Source organism: Streptomyces sp. WY228, from assembly GCF_019287315.1.
Lineage (GTDB): Bacteria > Actinomycetota > Actinomycetes > Streptomycetales > Streptomycetaceae > Streptomyces > Streptomyces caviscabies.
The window spans coordinates 1,980,058-1,997,389 of record NZ_CP079114.1 but is presented as its reverse complement, the minus strand read 5'-3'; the positions used below and the strand labels follow the sequence as shown (position 1 = coordinate 1,997,389).

The window sequence follows — 17,332 nt, the reverse complement described above, 5'->3', positions numbered from 1 at the left end:
CCTTCTTAGCGTGGACGGCATGAACCACACGCCTCGCATCCGCACCGTAGTGAGCTGCACCCTGCTGGTCGTGACCCTCGCCGCGGGTGCGACCGCCTGTGGCTCGCCCGACGGTCACCCGCTCTCGACGAAGCCGTACGACGCGGGCGACCAGGTCTCCTTCAACGGCCCCTCCAAGAAGGAGAAGGCCGACCCCGACAAGCCCCTGGAAGTCACCGTCAAGGGTGACGACGGGCGCATCACCGACGTCAGCGCCGTGGACACCGGCGGCCGCCACCTCGCGGGGGAGCTCTCCGCCGACGGGAAGCGCTGGCGCTCCACCGCCCCGCTCGCGGCCGGCACCGGATACACCGTCAGGGTCTCCACCGAGAACGGCGACGGCGCCCCAGGCGTCCGTACGCTCTCCTTCGGCACCTCCTCGCCCAAGAAGCTGCTGAAGGTCGCCTTCGGCCCGGAGGCGGGCACCTACGGCGTCGGACAGCCCATCACGGCGGAACTCAGCGCTCCGATCACCGACAAGGCGGCCAGGGCCACCGTCGAGCGCGCCCTGAAGGTCCGCTCCACCCCGGCGGTCACCGGCTCCTGGTACTGGGTCGACGACAAGAAACTGCACTTCCGTCCGAAGGAGTACTGGCCCGCGAACGCCACCATCGAGGTGCGCTCCAACCTGGCGGGCATCAAGGTGACCAACGCCCTCTACGGAGCCGAGGCCAAGCCTCTGAAGCTCACCACGGGCGACCGGATCGAGGCCATCACCGACGCCTCGGACCACTCCCTGACGGTGTACCGCAACGGAGAAGTGATCAACACCATTCCGGTCACCACCGGCAAGCCCGGATTCTCCACCCGCAACGGGGTCAAGGTGGTGCTCGCCAAGGAGCAGTTCGTCCGGATGCGCGGGGAGTCCATCGGCATCGCGGCCGGCTCCTCGGAGTCGTACGACCTGCCGGTCTACTGGGCCACCCGGGTGACCTGGAGCGGCGAGTACGTCCACGCCGCCCCCTGGTCCACCGGCTCCCAGGGCAACGCCAACGTCAGCCACGGCTGCACCGGCATGAGCACGAGCAACGCCGAATGGTTCTTCGACACCGTGCGCGAGGGCGACATCGTCAAGGTCGTCGGCAGCGCCGGCGAGGACATGGACCCGTTCGGCAACGGGTTCGGCGACTGGAACCTCTCCTGGGAGAAGTGGCAGAAGGGCAGCGCCCTGAACGAAGGGGCGCCGGACAGCCCGCAGACCCTCCAGGCCGCCCGGCTGCGTCCCCACGTCTGACCCGGGCCGGTAAGTGCCCCGCTGCGCGGAACGGCCCTCAGCGGGGCACAGGGGCCGCTCAGGCCTCCACGGCGAGCCGGTGGCGCAGCAGCGCCGCCAGCGCGTCGGCGAACTCCACCGGGTCCACCGGGAGCGTCACAGCGGCGTCCGCACGGCTCCAGGTGGCCAGCCACGCGTCCTGCGGGCGGCCGATCAGCAGGAGCACCGGCGGGCAGCGGAAGATCTCGTCCTTGATCTGGCGGCAGACGCCCATGCCGCCGACGGGAGCCGTCTCGCCGTCCAGCACACAGACGTCGACGCCGCCGCCGTCCAGTGCCTTCAGGACGGCCGGGAGCGTCGCGCACTCCAGGAACTCCACCGGTGGGACGTCCGCGGCAGGCCTGCGACCGGCTGCCAGCCTCACCTGCTCGCGGATGTTGGCGTCGTCGCTGTAGACCAGGACCGTGGCGGTCGCCTGCATTGTTCCTCCGTGACATCGACGTCGTCGGGGCTCTCGGGGCATGAACCGATGCGCGGATCGTACTCCGCCCGACCGGCCGTCAGCACCGGTAATGACGACGATTCGATGGGCCGTTCGGCGCAGGGCAGGACCCCTGCAGACGGTACGGACACACCGAACGGCACCCCCCGGGGTGAGGGCGGGATAAGCGACCGACATAATGTCGGTCGTGGCGACAGCAACGACAGTAGAAACCGGGCACGCGCACCCGTCGGTCAATCGGCCGAACCTCACCAGCGTCGGAACCATCATCTGGTTGAGTTCCGAGCTGATGTTCTTCGCGGCCCTCTTCGCGATGTACTTCACCCTGCGATCGGTGATGGGACCCGATTACTGGAAGGAGATGGCCGGCCATCTGAACTTCCCGTTCTCGGCGACGAACACCACGATCCTGGTGCTCTCCTCACTCACCTGCCAGCTCGGCGTCTTCGCCGCCGAGCGGGGCGATGTGAAGAAGCTCCGCACCTGGTTCATCATCACGTTCGTGATGGGTGCGATCTTCATCGGCGGCCAGGTCCTGGAGTACACCGAGCTGGTCAAGGACGCGGGGCTCTCCCTCTCGTCCGACCCCTACGGCTCGGTGTTCTACCTGACCACCGGCTTCCACGGTCTGCACGTGACAGGCGGTCTCATCGCCTTCCTGCTGGTCCTCGGCAGAACGTACGCGGCCAAGAGGTTCACCCACGATCAGGCCACCGCCGCCATCGTCGTGTCCTACTACTGGCACTTCGTCGATGTCGTATGGATCGGCCTGTTCGCAACGATCTACATGATCAAGTAACCGGGGCTCGCACCCGCCCACCATCGACGCAGAAGATCCTGACACCGGGGTAATCCGTGAAAAAGCTCTCCGCACGACGACGCCATCCGCTGGCGGCGGTCGTCGTACTACTCCTCGCGCTGGCGGCCACCGGGGGGCTGTACGCCGCGTTTGCGCCTGCGGGCAAGGCGCAGGCCGATGAAACCGCCCAGTCCCTCGCCATCGAAGAGGGCAAGAAGCTCTACGCCGTAGGCTGCGCCAGCTGCCACGGAACCGGCGGTCAGGGCACCACCGACGGGCCGTCCCTCGTGGGCGTGGGCTCCGCCGCCGTCGACTTCCAGGTCGGTACGGGCCGTATGCCCGCGCAGCAGCCGGGCGCCCAGGTACCGAAGAAGAAGGTCATCTACACCCAGGCGGAGATCGACCAGCTGGCGGCGTACGTCGCGTCGCTCGGCGCCGGTCCCGTCACGCCGACCGACAAGCAGGTCGACCCGTCGGGCGCGAACGTCGCCAACGGTGGCGAACTGTTCCGCACCAACTGCGCCCAGTGCCACAACTTCACCGGTAAGGGCGGGGCCCTGACGGAGGGCAAGTACGCCCCCGACCTCGAAGGCGTGAGCCCGAAGCACATCTACGAGGCCATGCAGACCGGCCCGCAGAGCATGCCCTCCTTCCCCGACACGACGATGCCGGAGCAGGAGAAGAAGGACATCATCGCGTACATCGAGTCCGTGAACGGTGACGAGACGGAGAGCCCCGGCGGTCTGGCCCTCGGCGGTCTCGGTCCGGTCAGCGAAGGTCTGTTCGCCTGGATCTTCGGACTCGGCGCGCTCGTCGCAGTCGCCGTTTGGGTCGCGGCCCACACCGCTAAGGCCAAGAAGTCATGAGTAGCCAACAGATTCCAGAAGACAGCCTGCCCGTGGTGCAGGAGACCGCGCACGGCGCGGTCGAGGGTACGGACGACCCGTTCGCCGACCCGGGACTGCCGGCCCACCAGCCGCGCATCCAGGACCTCGACGAACGCGCCGCGAACCGCTCGGAGCGCGCCGTCGCGTTCATGTTCACCCTCTCGATGCTGGCGACGGTGGGCTTCATCGCCTCCTACGTCATCTTCCCGGTGGACAAGATCGTCTACATCTGGCCCTTCGGCCATGTGAGCGCGCTCAACTTCTCCCTGGGTCTCACCCTGGGTGCGGCGCTCTTCTTCATCGGAGCGGGCGCCGTCCACTGGGCGCGCACCCTGATGTCCGACGTCGAGGTCGCCGCCGACCGGCACCCGATCGAGGCGGAGCCCGAGGTCAAGGCCCAGGTCATGGCCGACTTCGCGGCCGGCGCCGAGGAGTCCGCGATCGGCCGTCGCAAGCTGATCCGCAACACCATGTTCGGTGCGCTGGCCCTGGTGCCGCTCTCCGGTGTGGTCCTGCTGCGCGACCTCGGTCCGCTGCCGGAGAAGAAGCTCCGCAACACCCTCTGGGCGGAGGGCAAGCAGCTCATCAACATGAACACGATGAAGCCGCTGCGCCCCGAGCACATCACCGTCGGGTCGCTGGCCTTCGCCATGCCCGAGGGGCTCGACCCGGAGGCGCACGACTTCCAGACGCAGATGGGCAAGGCCGCCCTGATGATCGTCCGCATCGAGCCGGACGACATCAAGGACAAGCGCCAGCGTGACTGGGCCCACGAGGGCATCGTCGCGTTCTCCAAGATCTGCACCCACGTCGGCTGCCCGATCAGCCTGTACGAGCAGCAGACGCACCACGTGCTCTGCCCGTGCCACCAGTCCACCTTCGACCTCTCCGACGGCGCTCGCGTCATCTTCGGTCCGGCCGGCCACCCCCTTCCGCAGCTGCGGATCGGTGTCAACAGCGAGGGCAACCTCGAGGCGCTCGGCGACTTCGACGAGCCCGTCGGTGCTGCCTTCTGGGAGCGCGGATGAGTACTGCGACAAAGAACCCCTCGGCCGCCGAACCGGCGAGCGGACGCAAGGCTCCGGCCGGCGAGCGGGTGGCCGACTGGGCGGACGGCCGGCTGGGCATCTACGGCCTGGCCAAGGCCAACATGCGCAAGATCTTCCCAGACCACTGGTCCTTCATGCTCGGTGAGGTCTGCCTCTACAGCTTCATCATCATCATCCTCACGGGTGTGTATCTGACGCTGTTCTTCCAGCCGAGCATGGGCGAGATCGTCTACCACGGTCCGTACGAGCCCATGCAGGGCATCCGGATGTCCGAGGCCTACGCCTCGACCCTGAAGATCAGCTTCGAGGTCCGCGGCGGTCTGCTCGTCCGGCAGATCCACCACTGGGCCGCGCTGATCTTCCTGGCCGGCATGTTCGTGCACATGATGCGCGTCTTCTTCACGGGCGCCTTCCGCAAGCCGCGCGAGATCAACTGGCTCTTCGGCTTCCTGCTGTTCGTGCTCGGCATGTTCACCGGGTTCACCGGCTACTCCCTCCCGGACGACCTGCTCTCCGGTACGGGTGTCCGCTTCACCCAGGGCGCGATCCTGTCCGTGCCGATCGTCGGCACGTACATCTCGATGTTCCTGTTCGGCGGCGAGTTCCCCGGCCACGACTTCGTGGCCCGGTTCTACTCGATCCACATCCTGCTGCTGCCGGGCATCATGCTCGGCCTGCTGGTGGCGCACCTGATCCTGGTCTTCTACCACAAGCACACGCAGTTCGCGGGTCCCGGCCGGACCAACAAGAACGTCGTCGGCATGCCGCTGCTGCCCGTGTACATGGCGAAGGCCGGAGGGTTCTTCTTCCTCGTCTTCGGCGTCATCGCGGCCATCTCGGCCATCGCCACGATCAACCCGATCTGGGGGATCGGCCCGTACCGGGTCGACCAGGTGTCCACCGGCGCCCAGCCCGACTGGTACATGGGCTTCGCCGAGGGTCTGGTGCGTGTGATGCCGGGCTGGGAGATCAACCTGTGGGGCCACACGCTCGTCCTGGGCGTGTTCATCCCGCTGGTCGCCTTCGGCCTGGTGCTCGGTGTCATCGCGCTCTACCCGTTCATCGAGTCCTGGATCACCGGCGACAAGCGCGAGCACCACATCCTGGACCGCCCGCGCAACGCCCCGACGCGTACCGCGTTCGGCGTCGCCTGGATCACGGCGTACTTCGTCGGCCTCGTCGGCGGTGGAAACGACCTGTGGGCCACGCACTTCCACCTGTCGATCAACTCGATCACCTGGTTCGTCCGGATCTTCTTCTTCGCCGGACCGGTCATCGCGTTCATCGTCACCAAGCGGATCTGCCTCGGCCTCCAGCGCCGCGACAAGGAGAAGGTGCTGCACGGTCGTGAGACCGGCATCATCAAGCGCCTGCCGCACGGTGAGTTCGTCGAGATCCACGAGCCGCTCAGCCAGGGGCAGCTGCACACGCTCACGGCGCACGAGCAGTACACGCCGCTCGAACTCGGCCCCGCGGTCGACGAGAACGGCGTCAAGCGCAAGATCTCCCCGGTGCAGAAGCTGCGCGCCAAGCTCAGCAAGGGCTACTTCGCCGACGGGAACCAGATCCCCAAGGCGACCCCCGAGGAGTACAAGGAGATCAGCGAGAGCCACAGCCACCACTGATCGCCTTACCTGATCGCCACCGCGAGAGCCCCGTCCACTCGATGGACGGGGCTCTTCGCGGTCCTCCCGGCTGGATAGGGTGGAGCCGATCCTTCTGACCGGCTGTGGACCCTGGAGCGGACCATGAACGTTGTGACCCCGAGCGGCGGCGACAGCGTGGCGGCCCACTCCTGGCCCGGCCTCCTGAACCCCCTGCTGCGCGGCGAGAACCTCAGCTCCGACGAGACCGCCTGGGCCATGGACCGCATCATGAGCGGCGAGGCCACCGACGCGCAGATCGCCGGGTTCGCCGTCGCGCTGCGGGCCAAGGGCGAGACCGTCGACGAGGTCACCGGACTCGTCCGCGCGATGTACGCCCACGCCAACACCATCCAGGTGCCCGGCCGAACCGTCGACATCGTCGGCACCGGCGGCGACCTCGCCAAGACGGTCAACATCTCGACCATGTCGGCGATCGTCATCGCCGGCACCGGCGCCAAGGTCGTCAAGCACGGCAACCGCGCCGCCTCCTCCGCGAGCGGCTCCTCCGACGTACTGGAGAAGCTCGGCGTCAACCTGGAGCTGACCCCGCAGCGGGTCGTCGAGGTCGCCGAGGCGGCGGGCATCACCTTCTGCTTCGCCGTGAAGTTCCACCCCGCCCTGCGGTACGCCGCCAAGGCCCGCAAGGAGCTCGGCGCGCAGACCACGTTCAACATCCTGGGCCCCCTCACCAACCCGGCCCAGGTGCGCGCCCAGGCGGTCGGGGTCGCCGACGCCCGGATGGCGCCCATCGTCGCGGGCGTGCTCGCCGACCGGGGCAACTCCGCGCTGGTCTTCCGCGGCGACGACGGGCTCGACGAGCTGACCACCACCGCCACCTCCCGGGTCTGGGTGGTCCGCGACGGCGCGGTCCGCGAGGAGGCCTTCGACCCGCGCGACGTCGGGCTGCCCATCGTGCCCGTCGAGGCGCTGCGCGGAGCCGACGCCTCGTACAACGCCGATGTGGCCCGCCGCCTGCTGGACGGCGAGACGGGCGCGGTACGGGAAGCGGTGCTGCTCAACTCGGCGGCCGCCCTGGTCGCGCTGGACCCGGGCGCCGGTCCGCTGGCCGAGCAGCTCGCGGCGAAGATCGCGGTGGCGGCCGAGGCCATCGACTCCGGAGCCGCCAAGCGTGCGCTGGAGCGCTGGATCGCGGCGAGCAACGCCTGAGCGGAGTCCCAGGCGCACGCGGTGTGACGCAGGGCGCAGTCCGGATGCCGGACTGCGCCCTTGCGCGTGTGCACACGTATGGCAAGATGCTGCGCAGGTCATGAGTGACAGCGACTACGGCCCCGGCCCGCTGTCCGGCAACCCTCCGTCCGTGGCGGGGTGCCCCGGGTGAAGACCAGGCCGTAGGCAGCGAGGTCTGCGGCAAGCGCGGGCCCCTCGGCATCCAGCGGATGCCAGCCCCCGGGGTCCTGGTCCCTAGGGAGCCTTCTGTGAGCAAGCGAATGCGCTAGGGCCTGTCGTCACATTCCCGTCTGCCGGGCGACGCCTGGCACGCACGCTCGCGGCGTTGCCGAAATGGCCAAGTAGCTCCGCTACGAGACCATTCCGGCGCCTTGCGATCGCACGCACCATGCGCCGCCCGGCCGCCCTTCGGGCGACGACGGGAATGTGACGACAGGCCCTAGGGCTCGTCCCAGGGCTTCTCCATGCCCTGTGCTGACCGCCCTTCTTCAGCGCACCTTCTTCCTTCTTTCTCCGCGCCGTCGCGTATCCGCAGGCGCGTGGATTTCGCCTGCCTGTTACGGGAGTTCGCCATGTCTGTCTCCACCGCTGTCCTCGATTCGTCGGTTTGTGCACCGCTGCCCGTTCTGGGGCAGGACGTCACGGTTCCGCTCGTCACCGGCGGTGAGGTCACCTACGCCGCGCTCGACTACGCCGCCAGCGCCCCCGCCCTCCAGCGGGTCTGGGACGACGTCGCCGCGTACGCCCCGTACTACGGCAGCGTCCACCGCGGCGCCGGCTACCTCTCGCAGCTCTCCACCGACCTCTTCGAGAACAGCCGCCGCACGGTCGCGGAGTTCCTCGGCTGCCGCGCCGAGGACCAGGTGGTCTTCACCCGCTCCACCACCGACTCCCTCAACCTGCTGGCCGCCGCGATCCCCGCCGACTGCCAGGTCTTCGTGTACGAGACCGAGCACCACGCCTCCCTGCTGCCCTGGCGCGACGCCCAGGTCACCTACCTCAACGCGCCCCGCACCCCGGCCCAGGCGGTGGAGACCCTGGAGCGCGCGCTCGCCGACCGCGACCCCTACGGCCCGGCCCTCGTCTGCGTCACCGGCGCCTCCAATGTGACCGGCGAGCTGTGGCCGGTGCGGGAACTGGCCGCCGCCGCCCACGCGCACGGCGCCCGCATCGTCCTGGACGCCGCCCAGCTCGCCCCGCACCACCCCGTCGACATCGACGAACTGGACGTCGACTGGGTCGCGTTCTCCGGCCACAAGCTGTACGCGCCCTTCGGCTCCGGGGTCCTGGCCGGCCGCGCCGACTGGCTCCAGGAGGCCGAGCCGTACCTCGCCGGCGGCGGCGCCTCCCGCAAGGTCGCCCGGCGCGCCGACGGTGGTGTGGACGTCGACTGGCACACCACGGCCGCCCGCCACGAGGCCGGTTCGCCCAACGTCATCGGCGTCTACTCCATCGCCTCCGCCTGCAAGGCCCTGACCGAGGCGGGCTTCGACTCCCTGGTGGCCCGGGAGCAGGAGCTGGTGGGCCGGGTCCGTGAGGGTCTGGCGGCGGTGCCCGAGGTGCAGGTGCTCTCGCTGTTCGGCGACGACGCGCCCCGGGTCGGCGTCATCTCCTTCGTGGTGCGCGGCTGGAACAGCTCGCACTTCGCCGCCGCGCTCTCCGCGGAGTACGGCATCGGCGTCCGCGACGGTCTCTTCTGCGCCCACCCGCTCGTGCGCACCCTGCTCGGCAGCGACCCGCAGGACCCGGGCGAGTGCGGCGCCCCCGAGGCCGAGCCGGGCGAGCGGTCTCTCAACGCGATCCGCGTCAGCTTCGGCGCCGGTACCCCCGACGAGCACATCGACCGCTTCCTGCGCGCGGTGACCGAGCTGGTCCGCGAGGGCGCCCAGTGGAAGTACCGCACCGAGGACGGCCGCTGCGTCCCGGACCGCGGCGAGGCCGCCCAGGTCTGAGGACGCGACCGTACGGAAACACCTCGGCCGGGGACGGGCGCGCTGCCCGTCCCCGGCCGAGGTGTGCCGGAGTTACGCGTCGAGGCCGATGGCGAACGCGGCTTCCAGGTCGTGCTGGGAGTACGTACGGAACGCCACATGGGTGTCGGTGCCCTCGACGCCCGGGATCTTGCTGATCCGGCCGGGGATGACATCGGCGAGGTCGTCGTGCCGGGCGACCCGGACCATGGCGATCAGGTCGTAGGTGCCGGTGACGGAGAAGACCTCGCTGACGCTGTCCAGCGCGGCGATGGCCTCGGCGATCTCCGGAATCCGGTCCACGCTGGTCTTGATGAGCACGATCGCGGTGATCACGGCTGGCTGTCTCCCTCGGTGGCTGGAACCTTCACTCTAGCCCTCCGCCCATAACGCACCCACGCGTACAGGAACCCGACCGCGAACCCGGCCACATGCGCCAGATACGCCACTCCCGGCCCCGCGTCCGCGCCCTGCGCCGCGGCCCACTGGAGGGCGAACCAGAAGACCAGCACGATCCAGGCGGGGAAGCGCAGCGGCAGGAAGAAGAGGAACGGGAACAGGCTGGTCACCCGGGTCTTCGGGAAGAGGTACAGGAACGCGCCGAGCACCGCCGAGATCGCGCCGGACGCGCCGACCAGCGTCTGCGCGGAGTCCGCGTGCGCCGCCGCGTAACAGACCAGCGCCACATAGCCGCAGCCCACGTAGAACAGCGCGAACTGCACCCGGCCCATGCGTTCCTCGGCCATCGCGCCGAACACGTACAGGAACAGCAGGTTGCCCAGCAGATGCAGCCAGCTGCCGTGCACGAACAGCGCGGTGAACGGCGTGATCAGGGCGTGCGCCGAGCCCTCCCACAGCTCCGCCGGGATCACCCCCCACCGCTCGAAGTACCCGGCCTGCGCGGCGAGCAGCGCGTCCTCGCTCCGGTGGGCGGCGCCGCCGAATCCGGAGAGCGGGCTGATCAGGAAGACCACGCCGCAGACGCCGATCAGTCCGTACGTGACCGGGGCGCCGCTCGACGCCGCCGCGTCCCGGATCCTCCCCGCCGTGGTCCGCCAGTCGGCCTGCCGCCACTCGATCATGTACAGAGCATGACGTACCGGCGGAGAACGGGACGGAGCGCCTCGCCGTGCCGATGCCTATACGCGAGGCCGTAGGGTTACGCCAGGACTTCCGCAGTTCGACGGCGCACCGCGAGATCCTTGACGTAGACAGGTGGAGTCGCGGCGGCGCGCCCGGCGCGGACTCCTGGAGACGACGAAAGAGGACGCAACGATGACGACGGTTCCCCTGCCGACCGACTCGACCCGCTGGCGCTGCACCCTGTGCGGCAACCTCACGCGCTTCGACGTGACCCGTTCCTCCAAGGTCGTGGAGTACGTGCACCTCGACCTGGCCGGTGAGTCGAGTGTCGAGGAGCGGGAGGTCGTCAGTGAGACCATCGAGTCGGTCCGCTGTCGTTGGTGCAACGCGGTGGATCAGATCGAACTGGTGGACAGGCCGGGTGCCGCTTCCTGAGGGAGCGCACCCTTCGACATATCTATGGGGTGACGGACGGTGGATCAGCCGACCAGCGGCGCCGGACCGGCCGATGCGGCCGACGGCGGTGCAGAGGCGCTCGGCCGTCCGCTGCCCGAGGGTGTGCGACGGCGGGTCGTCGCGCTGGTCTCGGACGCCTTCGGCGGACTGACCGTCTCCGAACTGCCCGCCCAGCTGCGGCAGTACGCCCGGTTCACCCCGACCCGGCGGGCCAAGTTCGCCGGGAACGCGATGGCCGCCGCGCTGGAGAGCGACGCCCTGTTCCGGCAGCGCATCGGTGAACGGCTGGCCCAGTCCCAGCCGGAGCTGACCGGTGCGCTGGAGGCGGGGTCGCCGCCCGCCGCCGCCGATCCCCTCGATGTGGCCGCGGCCGCCTATGTGCTGCGCCCGGCCGGCTGGGTCAAGCTGGTCGAGGCGGCCGGCGAGGAGGTCCAGCGCGCCGACGCCGAACGGGCGGACGAGGAGACCCGGCGCGAACTGGAGCAGCTGCGCGAGGAGCTGGAGCGGGCCCGCGCCCACACCCGCACCGAGACCGAGCGGCTGCGCACCGAGCTGGAGGCGGCCCGCAAGGAGGCCGAGTCGCTGCACCGCAAGCTGCGCAGCGCGCTCAGCGAGGTGAAGCGCGGCGAGGCGGCCCTGCGCCGCAGCGCCGCCGAGGCCGACGCCGTACGGGCCGATTCGGCCGCCCAGCTCTCCGCAGTGGAGAGCGAGTCGCGGCGGCTCAAGGGGCGGCTGGGGGAGGCCGAGGCGGCCCTGGAGGCGAGCCGGCGGGCCGCCCGCGAGGGCCGCTCGGTGGAGGACATGCGGCTGCGGCTGCTCCTGGACACCGTGCTGGACGCGGCCTCGGGGCTGCGCCGAGAGCTGGCGCTGCCCCCGGCGACGACGCATCCCGCCGACACCGTGGACGCGCTGGAGCCGGGCCGGATGTCGCCCAAGGACATTGCCACGCGGGCGCTTTCGGAGACCGATCCGGCTCTCCTCGACCAGCTGCTGGCGCTGCCGCAGGCCCACCTCATCGTGGACGGCTACAACGTCACCAAGACCGGCTATCCGCAGATGCCGCTGGAGAAGCAGCGGTTGCGGCTGCTGGGCGGCCTCTCGGTGCTCGCGGCGCAGACCGGCGCGGAGATGACCTGTGTCTTCGACGGGGCCGAACTGGCCGCCCCGGTGCTGCTCGCCCCGCCGAGAGGCGTACGGGTGCTGTTCAGCAAGCCCGGTGTCACGGCGGACGAGGTGATCCGTCAACTGGCCCGCGCGGAACCGCCGGGGCGGCCCGTGGTCGTCGTCTCGACCGACCGCGAGGTGGCGGACGGTGTGGCGAAGGCCGGGGCGCGGCCGGTCGCGTCCGTCATGCTCCTCAAGCGCCTTTCGCGCGTCTAGAGGAGTTTGCGCGGCATGTGTGACATGCCGGATTTCTGGGAACGTACCGTCAAGTCACCGCTACACGCGGTGGGGTGAGAGTAAAGAAGTGCCTGGTGTGACGAGAAAAATCCTGTGAGGATTTGAACTGATCACAAGATGGTCACTAGGGTCAGGCCTCGAACCTTCGCACGGTTGATCACCCATTGGGGGTGACGGCGAAGGAACCGCCGAGTCCGTCATGTGCACGGAGCCGGGGAATCTTTCCCCCACAAGCCCGGTAGGCGGCTCTGAGGAAGAAGGAGCTCGCCTTCGTGGCGTCCCACCGTCGTCCCAAGCAGCCGAGCCGCACCCGCGTGACCGTGCTCACCGCGACCGCCGCCGCGGCCGTGGCCCTGACCTCCCAGGCCGCCCACGCCGACCCCAAGCCGAGCAAGAGCGAAGTCAAGGCGAAGGTCGACAAGCTCTACCACGAGGCCGAGGCGGCCACCGAGAAGTACAACGGGGCCAAGGAGCAGCAGGACAACCTGAAGAAGGAAGTCGACGCGCTCCAGGACAAGGTCGCCCGCGGTCAGGCCGAGCTCAACACGCTGCGCGGCGAACTCGGTTCGATAGCCACCGCCCAGTACCGCTCCGGCGGCATCGACCCCTCGGTGGCCCTCTTCCTCGCCTCGGACCCGGACAGCTTCCTCGACCAGGCCTCCGCGCTCGACCAGCTGACGGTCAAGCAGACGGAAGCGCTGCAGAAGATCCAGTCCAAGCAGCGCACCCTCGCCCAGCAGCGCAAGGAAGCCCAGGACAAGCTCGGCGACCTCGCCGACGTCCGCAAGGCGCTCGGCGAGAACAAGAAGAAGTACCAGGGCAAGCTGGCCGACGCCCAGCAGCTCCTCAACACGCTGACCCAGGCCGAGCGGGCCAAGATGCAGCAGGAGGAGCAGCGCGCCAGCCGCGCCGCCAGCGACCGGGTCGAACTCGGCAACGAGGCCCCCGCGTCCGGCCGTGGCGCCGCCGCCCTCAGCGCGGCCGCCACCCAGATCGGCAAGCCGTACGTCTCCGGCGGCTCCGGCCCCAACTCCTACGACTGCTCCGGGCTGACCCAGTGGGCCTTCGCCCAGGCCGGCGTCTCCATCACCCGGACCACGTACACCCAGCAGAACGACGGCCAGCGCATCGGCCGCAGCCAGCTCAAGCCGGGCGACCTGGTCTTCTTCAACGGCCTCTCGCACGTCGGCTTCTACGCCGGCAACAACCAGATCCTGCACGCCCCGAAGCCGGGCACCGTCGTCCGCTACGAGTCGATGGACTACATGGGCACCTTCCAGTTCGGCGTCCGCATCTGACCGGACCGCGCCGGGCGGCACGCCACGGCACGCCCGAACGAGGGAATCGCCGCGCACCACGCTGACGCCGCCGCCCCGCCGGAGACCAAGGTCACCGGCGGGGCGGCGGCGTTCGGGCGCCTCTTCCGCCACCGGCGCGGTCTTTGGCCGGTGCGTAGTCGTCCGATTACTGTCTGGCTGCTGTGCGGCTCCCGGTCGTCGATCCGCCCGTCCCGGGCGGCAGGGGCCGCGCACTACCGCGTCAGCGGAAGGGAGTGCGGCTACCTGTGGTGTCCCATCGCCGTTCCACACAGTCCGGCTTCAACCGAGGCGTCCGGGTCACGGTCATCTCGGCGGCCGCCGCCACCGCGGCCGCGACCCTGACCGGGGCCCCGGCGAGCGCCGACCCGAAGGACACCCGGGAGAGCGCCAAGGCCGCCGTCGACCGGCTCTACGCGGAGGCCGAGCAGGCCACCGAGCGGTTCAACGAGGCCGGGGAGCGGGCGACCCGGCTGCGCGGCGAGGCGGACCGCGCCCAGGACGCCACGGCCCGGGGCCAGGAACGCGTCAACCGGATGCGCAACGCGCTCGGCGCCATGGCGGGCGCCCAGTACCGCACCGGCTCCATCGACCCGGCGCTCGCGCTGCTGCTCTCCGCCGACCCGGACAGCTACCTGGAGCAGGCCGCCGCCCTCGACCGGGCAGGCGCCCGCCAGGCGATGACCCTGGACAAACTCCGGCACGCCCAGCGCAGGATCGCCCAGACCCGCGCCGAGGCCACCCGCGCCCTGACCGAACTGGAGCGCAACCGGGCCGCCGTCACCCGCCACAAGCGCGCCGTCGAGGGGAAGCTCCGCGAGGCCCGCCGGCTGCTCGACGCGCTGCCGCCCGAGGACCGGGCCTCCTTCGACCGGGCCTCGCGCACCGGCCGTGACGGACTGCCCGACCTCTCCGGCATCGCCCCCGGCTCCGGCCGCGCGATGTCCGCCGTGGCCGCCGCCCACCAGGCGCTCGGCAGACCCTACGTCTGGGGCGCCAACGGGCCCTCCGGATTCGACTGTTCCGGCCTGATGCAGTGGGCCTACGCCCAGGCCGGGGTGAGCCTGCCCCGCACCTCCCAGGCCCAGCGCTACGCGGGCCGCATGGTGCCCCTCTCCCAGGCCCTCCCCGGTGACCTGGTCGCCTACCGCGCGGACGCCAGCCACATCGGCATGTACGTCGGCAACGGCCAGGTCATCCACGCCCCCTACCCGGGCGCCCCGGTCCGCTACGATCCGGTCGGCATGATGCCCGTCTCCTCGGTCACCCGGATCTGACCGTACGATCGGCAGGGTGGCCGTACGAGGACGTGGAGCGCGCGGGGGAGGCCCCCGGGAACGGCGGCGTGCGGCGGGCCTGCTGCTCGCCGCGCTCCTGACCGCGTCCGCCTGCACGGCCCCCGACGACCCGGACACCTTCCTCACCGCCGGCGCCCTCGACGCCACCCTGGCATCCCGCGCGGCGGCCGTCCTCGCCCAGGACCCGGCCGGCTACCTCGACGACCTCGCCCCGGAGGCCGCGAAACTGCGGGCCGCCCAGCGCACCGAACTGGCCCATCTCGCCGACGTGCCCCTGAAGTCCTGGACCTACGAGGTCAAGGGCATCACCAAGCAGGACGGCCGGTGGGCCACCGCCGACGTGGAGCTGCGCTACCGGATCGCCGGGTACGACACCGCCCCGGTCGCCACCCGCCGCGTCCTGGAGCTGATGCGCGACGGCGAACGCTGGTACATCACGGCCGACCGGCCCGCCAAGGGCTCCTCCGGGCAGCTCTGGCAGCAGGGCGACGTGGCGGTCGTCGAGGGCGCCCACAGCATCGTCCTGGGCGTCGGACGGGGCGAGGAGGAGCTGCGGCAGATCGCCGACACCGTGGACCTCGCCGTCCCGGCCGTGTCGGACGCCTGGCCGCGGCCCTGGACCCGCCGGGTGGTGGTCCTCGTCCCGGACTCCGTCGAGGACATGGCGGGACTGCTGGGCTCGCCGGAGGCCAGCTACCGGGGCATCGCCGCCGTCACCACCGGCGAGGTCGGCGGCACCGGCAAGCGCCCGGCCATCGCCGACCGGGTGATCGTCAACCCACAGGCGTACGCCACCCTGGGCAGCTTCGGCCAGCGGATCGTCCTGACCCATGAGACGACCCATGTCGCCACCCGGACCAGCACCTCCACCGCCACCCCGGTCTGGCTCTCCGAGGGCTTCGCCGACTGGACCGCCTACCGGGGCGAGGACCGCGCCGCCGACACGATCGCCCCCGAACTGGCCGAAGCGGTCCGCGACGGCCGGACCCCCGCCGAACTCCCCGCCGACCCGGACTTCGGCTTCGACGGCGACCCGGCGAAGCTCGCGGGGGCCTACGAGGGCGGCTGGCTGGCCTGCGAGCTGATCGCGGAGCGGTGGGGCAAGGAGAAGCTGATCGCCTTCTACGAGGCCGTGGGAGCCCACGACGGGCGCGAGGGGGCGGTGGAGCAGGCGCTGGACGCGGTGCTCGACACCACCCCCGAGCAGTTCACCGCCGACTGGCGCGACTACCTCGCCACCCGGCTCGGCTGACCGTCGACCGCGAGCGGGGCGGCGTCCGTACGCGGTACGCCCGGCACCGTCGACCGCCACAGCCGCCGCGCCGCGATCAGCGAGGCCGCCACCAGCAGCCCGTTCCGTACGAACAGGAGCGTCACGCCCCACGCGTCGCTCGCCACCACATGGCCGAAGCCGACCGGGAACTCCAGCACCGTCACCCCCGCCGCCACCAGCACCAGGACCGCCGGAAGCGTCATCGCGGCCGCCCGGAACGCCAGGCACACCGCCGCGAGCCCGACCAGCCACACCACGTACTGCGGGCTGATCACCCGGCTGGTCACCGTGAACAGCAGCACCGCGGTGAACGCCGCCTCGGCCGGGGTGTGCGCCGCGAACGACCCCGCCCGCAGCCGCCACAGCACCAGCCAGCCCGCCGCCAGGACGCCGAGCCCCAGCGCCAGCGTCGACACCAGCTCCACCTGCGGTCCGACGAACTCCAGCGAGCCGTAGCGCAGCTCCACCCGCCCCTCCCAGCCGAATTGCCGCGCCCCATGGAAGACCAGCGCCCCCAGCGACTCGACCTCCGTGCCCCGGTCCCGCTGGAAGGCCAGGAACGCGAACGCCCCCGGCATCCACAGCGCGAAGGAGACCGCGAGACCGGCCCCCGCCAGCGCCGCCGACCCCCAGGCCGCCCGCGTCGGACGCCCCTTCCGCACCCCCACCAGCAGCAGCGCCGGCCACCCCTTCAGCAGCGCCCCGAACGCCGCCAGCGCCCCCAGCGCCCGCGGCTGACGCACCCCCGCCAGCAGCGCCGCCACCGCCACCGCCGTCACCATCAGGTCGTACCGGGCGTACACCGTCGGCCCCAGCAGCGGCACCCCCACCACCCAGACCCACGCGCCCGCCGCCCTTATCCCCGGCCGCCGCCCCGCGTACAGCAGCAGCCCCAGCGTCAGGGCGTCGCAGAGCAGGACGAGGACGAAGAAGGCCGCCGCGTACTCCAGGAACGGCAGCAGGCCCGGGGAGAGGATCGCCAGGGCCGCTCCGGGCGGGTACTGCCAGGTGACGTCGTCCAGCGGGTACGTGCCCGTCAACAGCGTCTCGTACCAGCCCCGGTAGATCACCGACACGTCCACCGTGACGTCCGGGCCCGGCACTGTGACCACCTTGAACACACAGGCCAGCAGCCAGGCCCGGGTCAGCGCCCACACCGCGTACGGCCAGGGTCCCGCGCCGGTGGATGCCCGTCCCGTCATCGCCGTCCGC

Annotated in this window: 16 protein-coding genes and 1 riboswitch; of the genes, 12 read left to right on the top strand and 4 right to left on the bottom strand. The window is 70.8% G+C overall.

The window, feature by feature from the left end; all coding sequences use genetic code 11:
- Positions 1-19 precede the first annotated feature (19 nt).
- Positions 20-1,273 (top strand): Ig-like domain-containing protein, encoded by a 1,254-nt coding sequence (locus tag KV381_RS08555; RefSeq protein WP_030086554.1) that lies wholly within the window; start codon positions 20-22, stop codon positions 1,271-1,273.
- A gap of 58 nt (positions 1,274-1,331) precedes the next feature.
- Here the strand turns inward: KV381_RS08555 and KV381_RS08550 are convergent, their stop codons facing one another.
- A complete protein-coding gene (locus tag KV381_RS08550; protein WP_030086556.1) occupies positions 1,332-1,733 on the bottom strand; it encodes a response regulator transcription factor in 402 nt (133 codons plus the stop codon).
- Positions 1,734-1,932: 199 nt separating this feature from the next.
- Here KV381_RS08550 and KV381_RS08545 point away from each other — a divergent pair, with 199 nt between their 5' ends.
- From KV381_RS08545 to KV381_RS08520, 6 genes are all read left to right on the top strand, one after another.
- On the top strand, positions 1,933-2,553 hold the full coding sequence (locus tag KV381_RS08545) for a heme-copper oxidase subunit III (protein ID WP_030086558.1): 621 nt from the start codon (positions 1,933-1,935) through the stop codon (positions 2,551-2,553).
- A gap of 56 nt (positions 2,554-2,609) precedes the next feature.
- Positions 2,610-3,419: a c-type cytochrome gene (locus tag KV381_RS08540; protein ID WP_030622655.1), complete on the top strand. Its 810-nt coding sequence runs from the start codon at positions 2,610-2,612 to the stop codon at positions 3,417-3,419.
- A complete protein-coding gene (locus tag KV381_RS08535) occupies positions 3,416-4,468 on the top strand; it encodes a ubiquinol-cytochrome c reductase iron-sulfur subunit (protein ID WP_030086562.1) in 1,053 nt (350 codons plus the stop codon). Before KV381_RS08540 ends, KV381_RS08535 begins: the two co-directional genes overlap by 4 nt.
- A complete protein-coding gene (locus KV381_RS08530) occupies positions 4,465-6,114 on the top strand; it encodes a cytochrome bc complex cytochrome b subunit (protein WP_030086564.1) in 1,650 nt (549 codons plus the stop codon). The genes KV381_RS08535 and KV381_RS08530 overlap by 4 nt, the downstream gene beginning before the upstream one ends.
- Before the next feature lie 123 nt (positions 6,115-6,237).
- A complete protein-coding gene (gene trpD, locus KV381_RS08525) occupies positions 6,238-7,302 on the top strand; it encodes an anthranilate phosphoribosyltransferase (protein ID WP_030086567.1) in 1,065 nt (354 codons plus the stop codon).
- A gap of 96 nt (positions 7,303-7,398) precedes the next feature.
- A riboswitch (SAM riboswitch) is annotated at positions 7,399-7,516 on the top strand.
- Between the two features lie 379 nt (positions 7,517-7,895).
- A complete protein-coding gene (locus KV381_RS08520) occupies positions 7,896-9,275 on the top strand; it encodes an aminotransferase class V-fold PLP-dependent enzyme (protein WP_218785000.1) in 1,380 nt (459 codons plus the stop codon).
- A 72-nt stretch (positions 9,276-9,347) separates the two neighbouring features.
- On the opposite strand, the gene KV381_RS08515 is transcribed toward KV381_RS08520, so the two are convergent.
- A complete protein-coding gene (locus KV381_RS08515; protein WP_003969641.1) occupies positions 9,348-9,629 on the bottom strand; it encodes an Lrp/AsnC family transcriptional regulator in 282 nt (93 codons plus the stop codon).
- Positions 9,626-10,375 (bottom strand): rhomboid family intramembrane serine protease, encoded by a 750-nt coding sequence (locus tag KV381_RS08510; protein WP_030086570.1) that lies wholly within the window; start codon positions 10,373-10,375, stop codon positions 9,626-9,628. Before KV381_RS08510 ends, KV381_RS08515 begins: the two co-directional genes overlap by 4 nt.
- A gap of 193 nt (positions 10,376-10,568) precedes the next feature.
- Between KV381_RS08510 and KV381_RS08505 the strand changes: the two genes are divergently transcribed.
- The 5 genes from KV381_RS08505 (at position 10,569) to KV381_RS08485 (ending at position 16,099) form a co-directional block, all read left to right on the top strand.
- Entirely contained in the window at positions 10,569-10,811 is a 243-nt protein-coding gene (locus tag KV381_RS08505) for a hypothetical protein (protein WP_003969643.1), read from the top strand.
- Between the two features lie 39 nt (positions 10,812-10,850).
- Complete coding sequence (locus KV381_RS08500) at positions 10,851-12,212, top strand: NYN domain-containing protein (RefSeq protein WP_030086571.1); 1,362 nt, start codon at positions 10,851-10,853, stop codon at positions 12,210-12,212.
- A 293-nt stretch (positions 12,213-12,505) separates the two neighbouring features.
- Positions 12,506-13,531, top strand: coding sequence for an NlpC/P60 family protein (locus tag KV381_RS08495; RefSeq protein ID WP_030086572.1), 1,026 nt, complete (start codon positions 12,506-12,508; stop codon positions 13,529-13,531).
- 266 nt (positions 13,532-13,797) lie between these two features.
- Positions 13,798-14,826 (top strand): C40 family peptidase, encoded by a 1,029-nt coding sequence (locus tag KV381_RS08490; RefSeq protein WP_086779477.1) that lies wholly within the window; start codon positions 13,798-13,800, stop codon positions 14,824-14,826.
- Positions 14,827-14,842: 16 nt separating this feature from the next.
- A complete protein-coding gene (locus KV381_RS08485; RefSeq protein WP_086779476.1) occupies positions 14,843-16,099 on the top strand; it encodes a hypothetical protein in 1,257 nt (418 codons plus the stop codon).
- On the opposite strand, the gene KV381_RS08480 is transcribed toward KV381_RS08485, so the two are convergent.
- Complete coding sequence (locus tag KV381_RS08480) at positions 16,075-17,322, bottom strand: glycosyltransferase 87 family protein (protein ID WP_218784999.1); 1,248 nt, start codon at positions 17,320-17,322, stop codon at positions 16,075-16,077. The genes KV381_RS08485 and KV381_RS08480 overlap by 25 nt on opposite strands.
- Between the last annotated feature and the right edge of the window lie 10 nt (positions 17,323-17,332).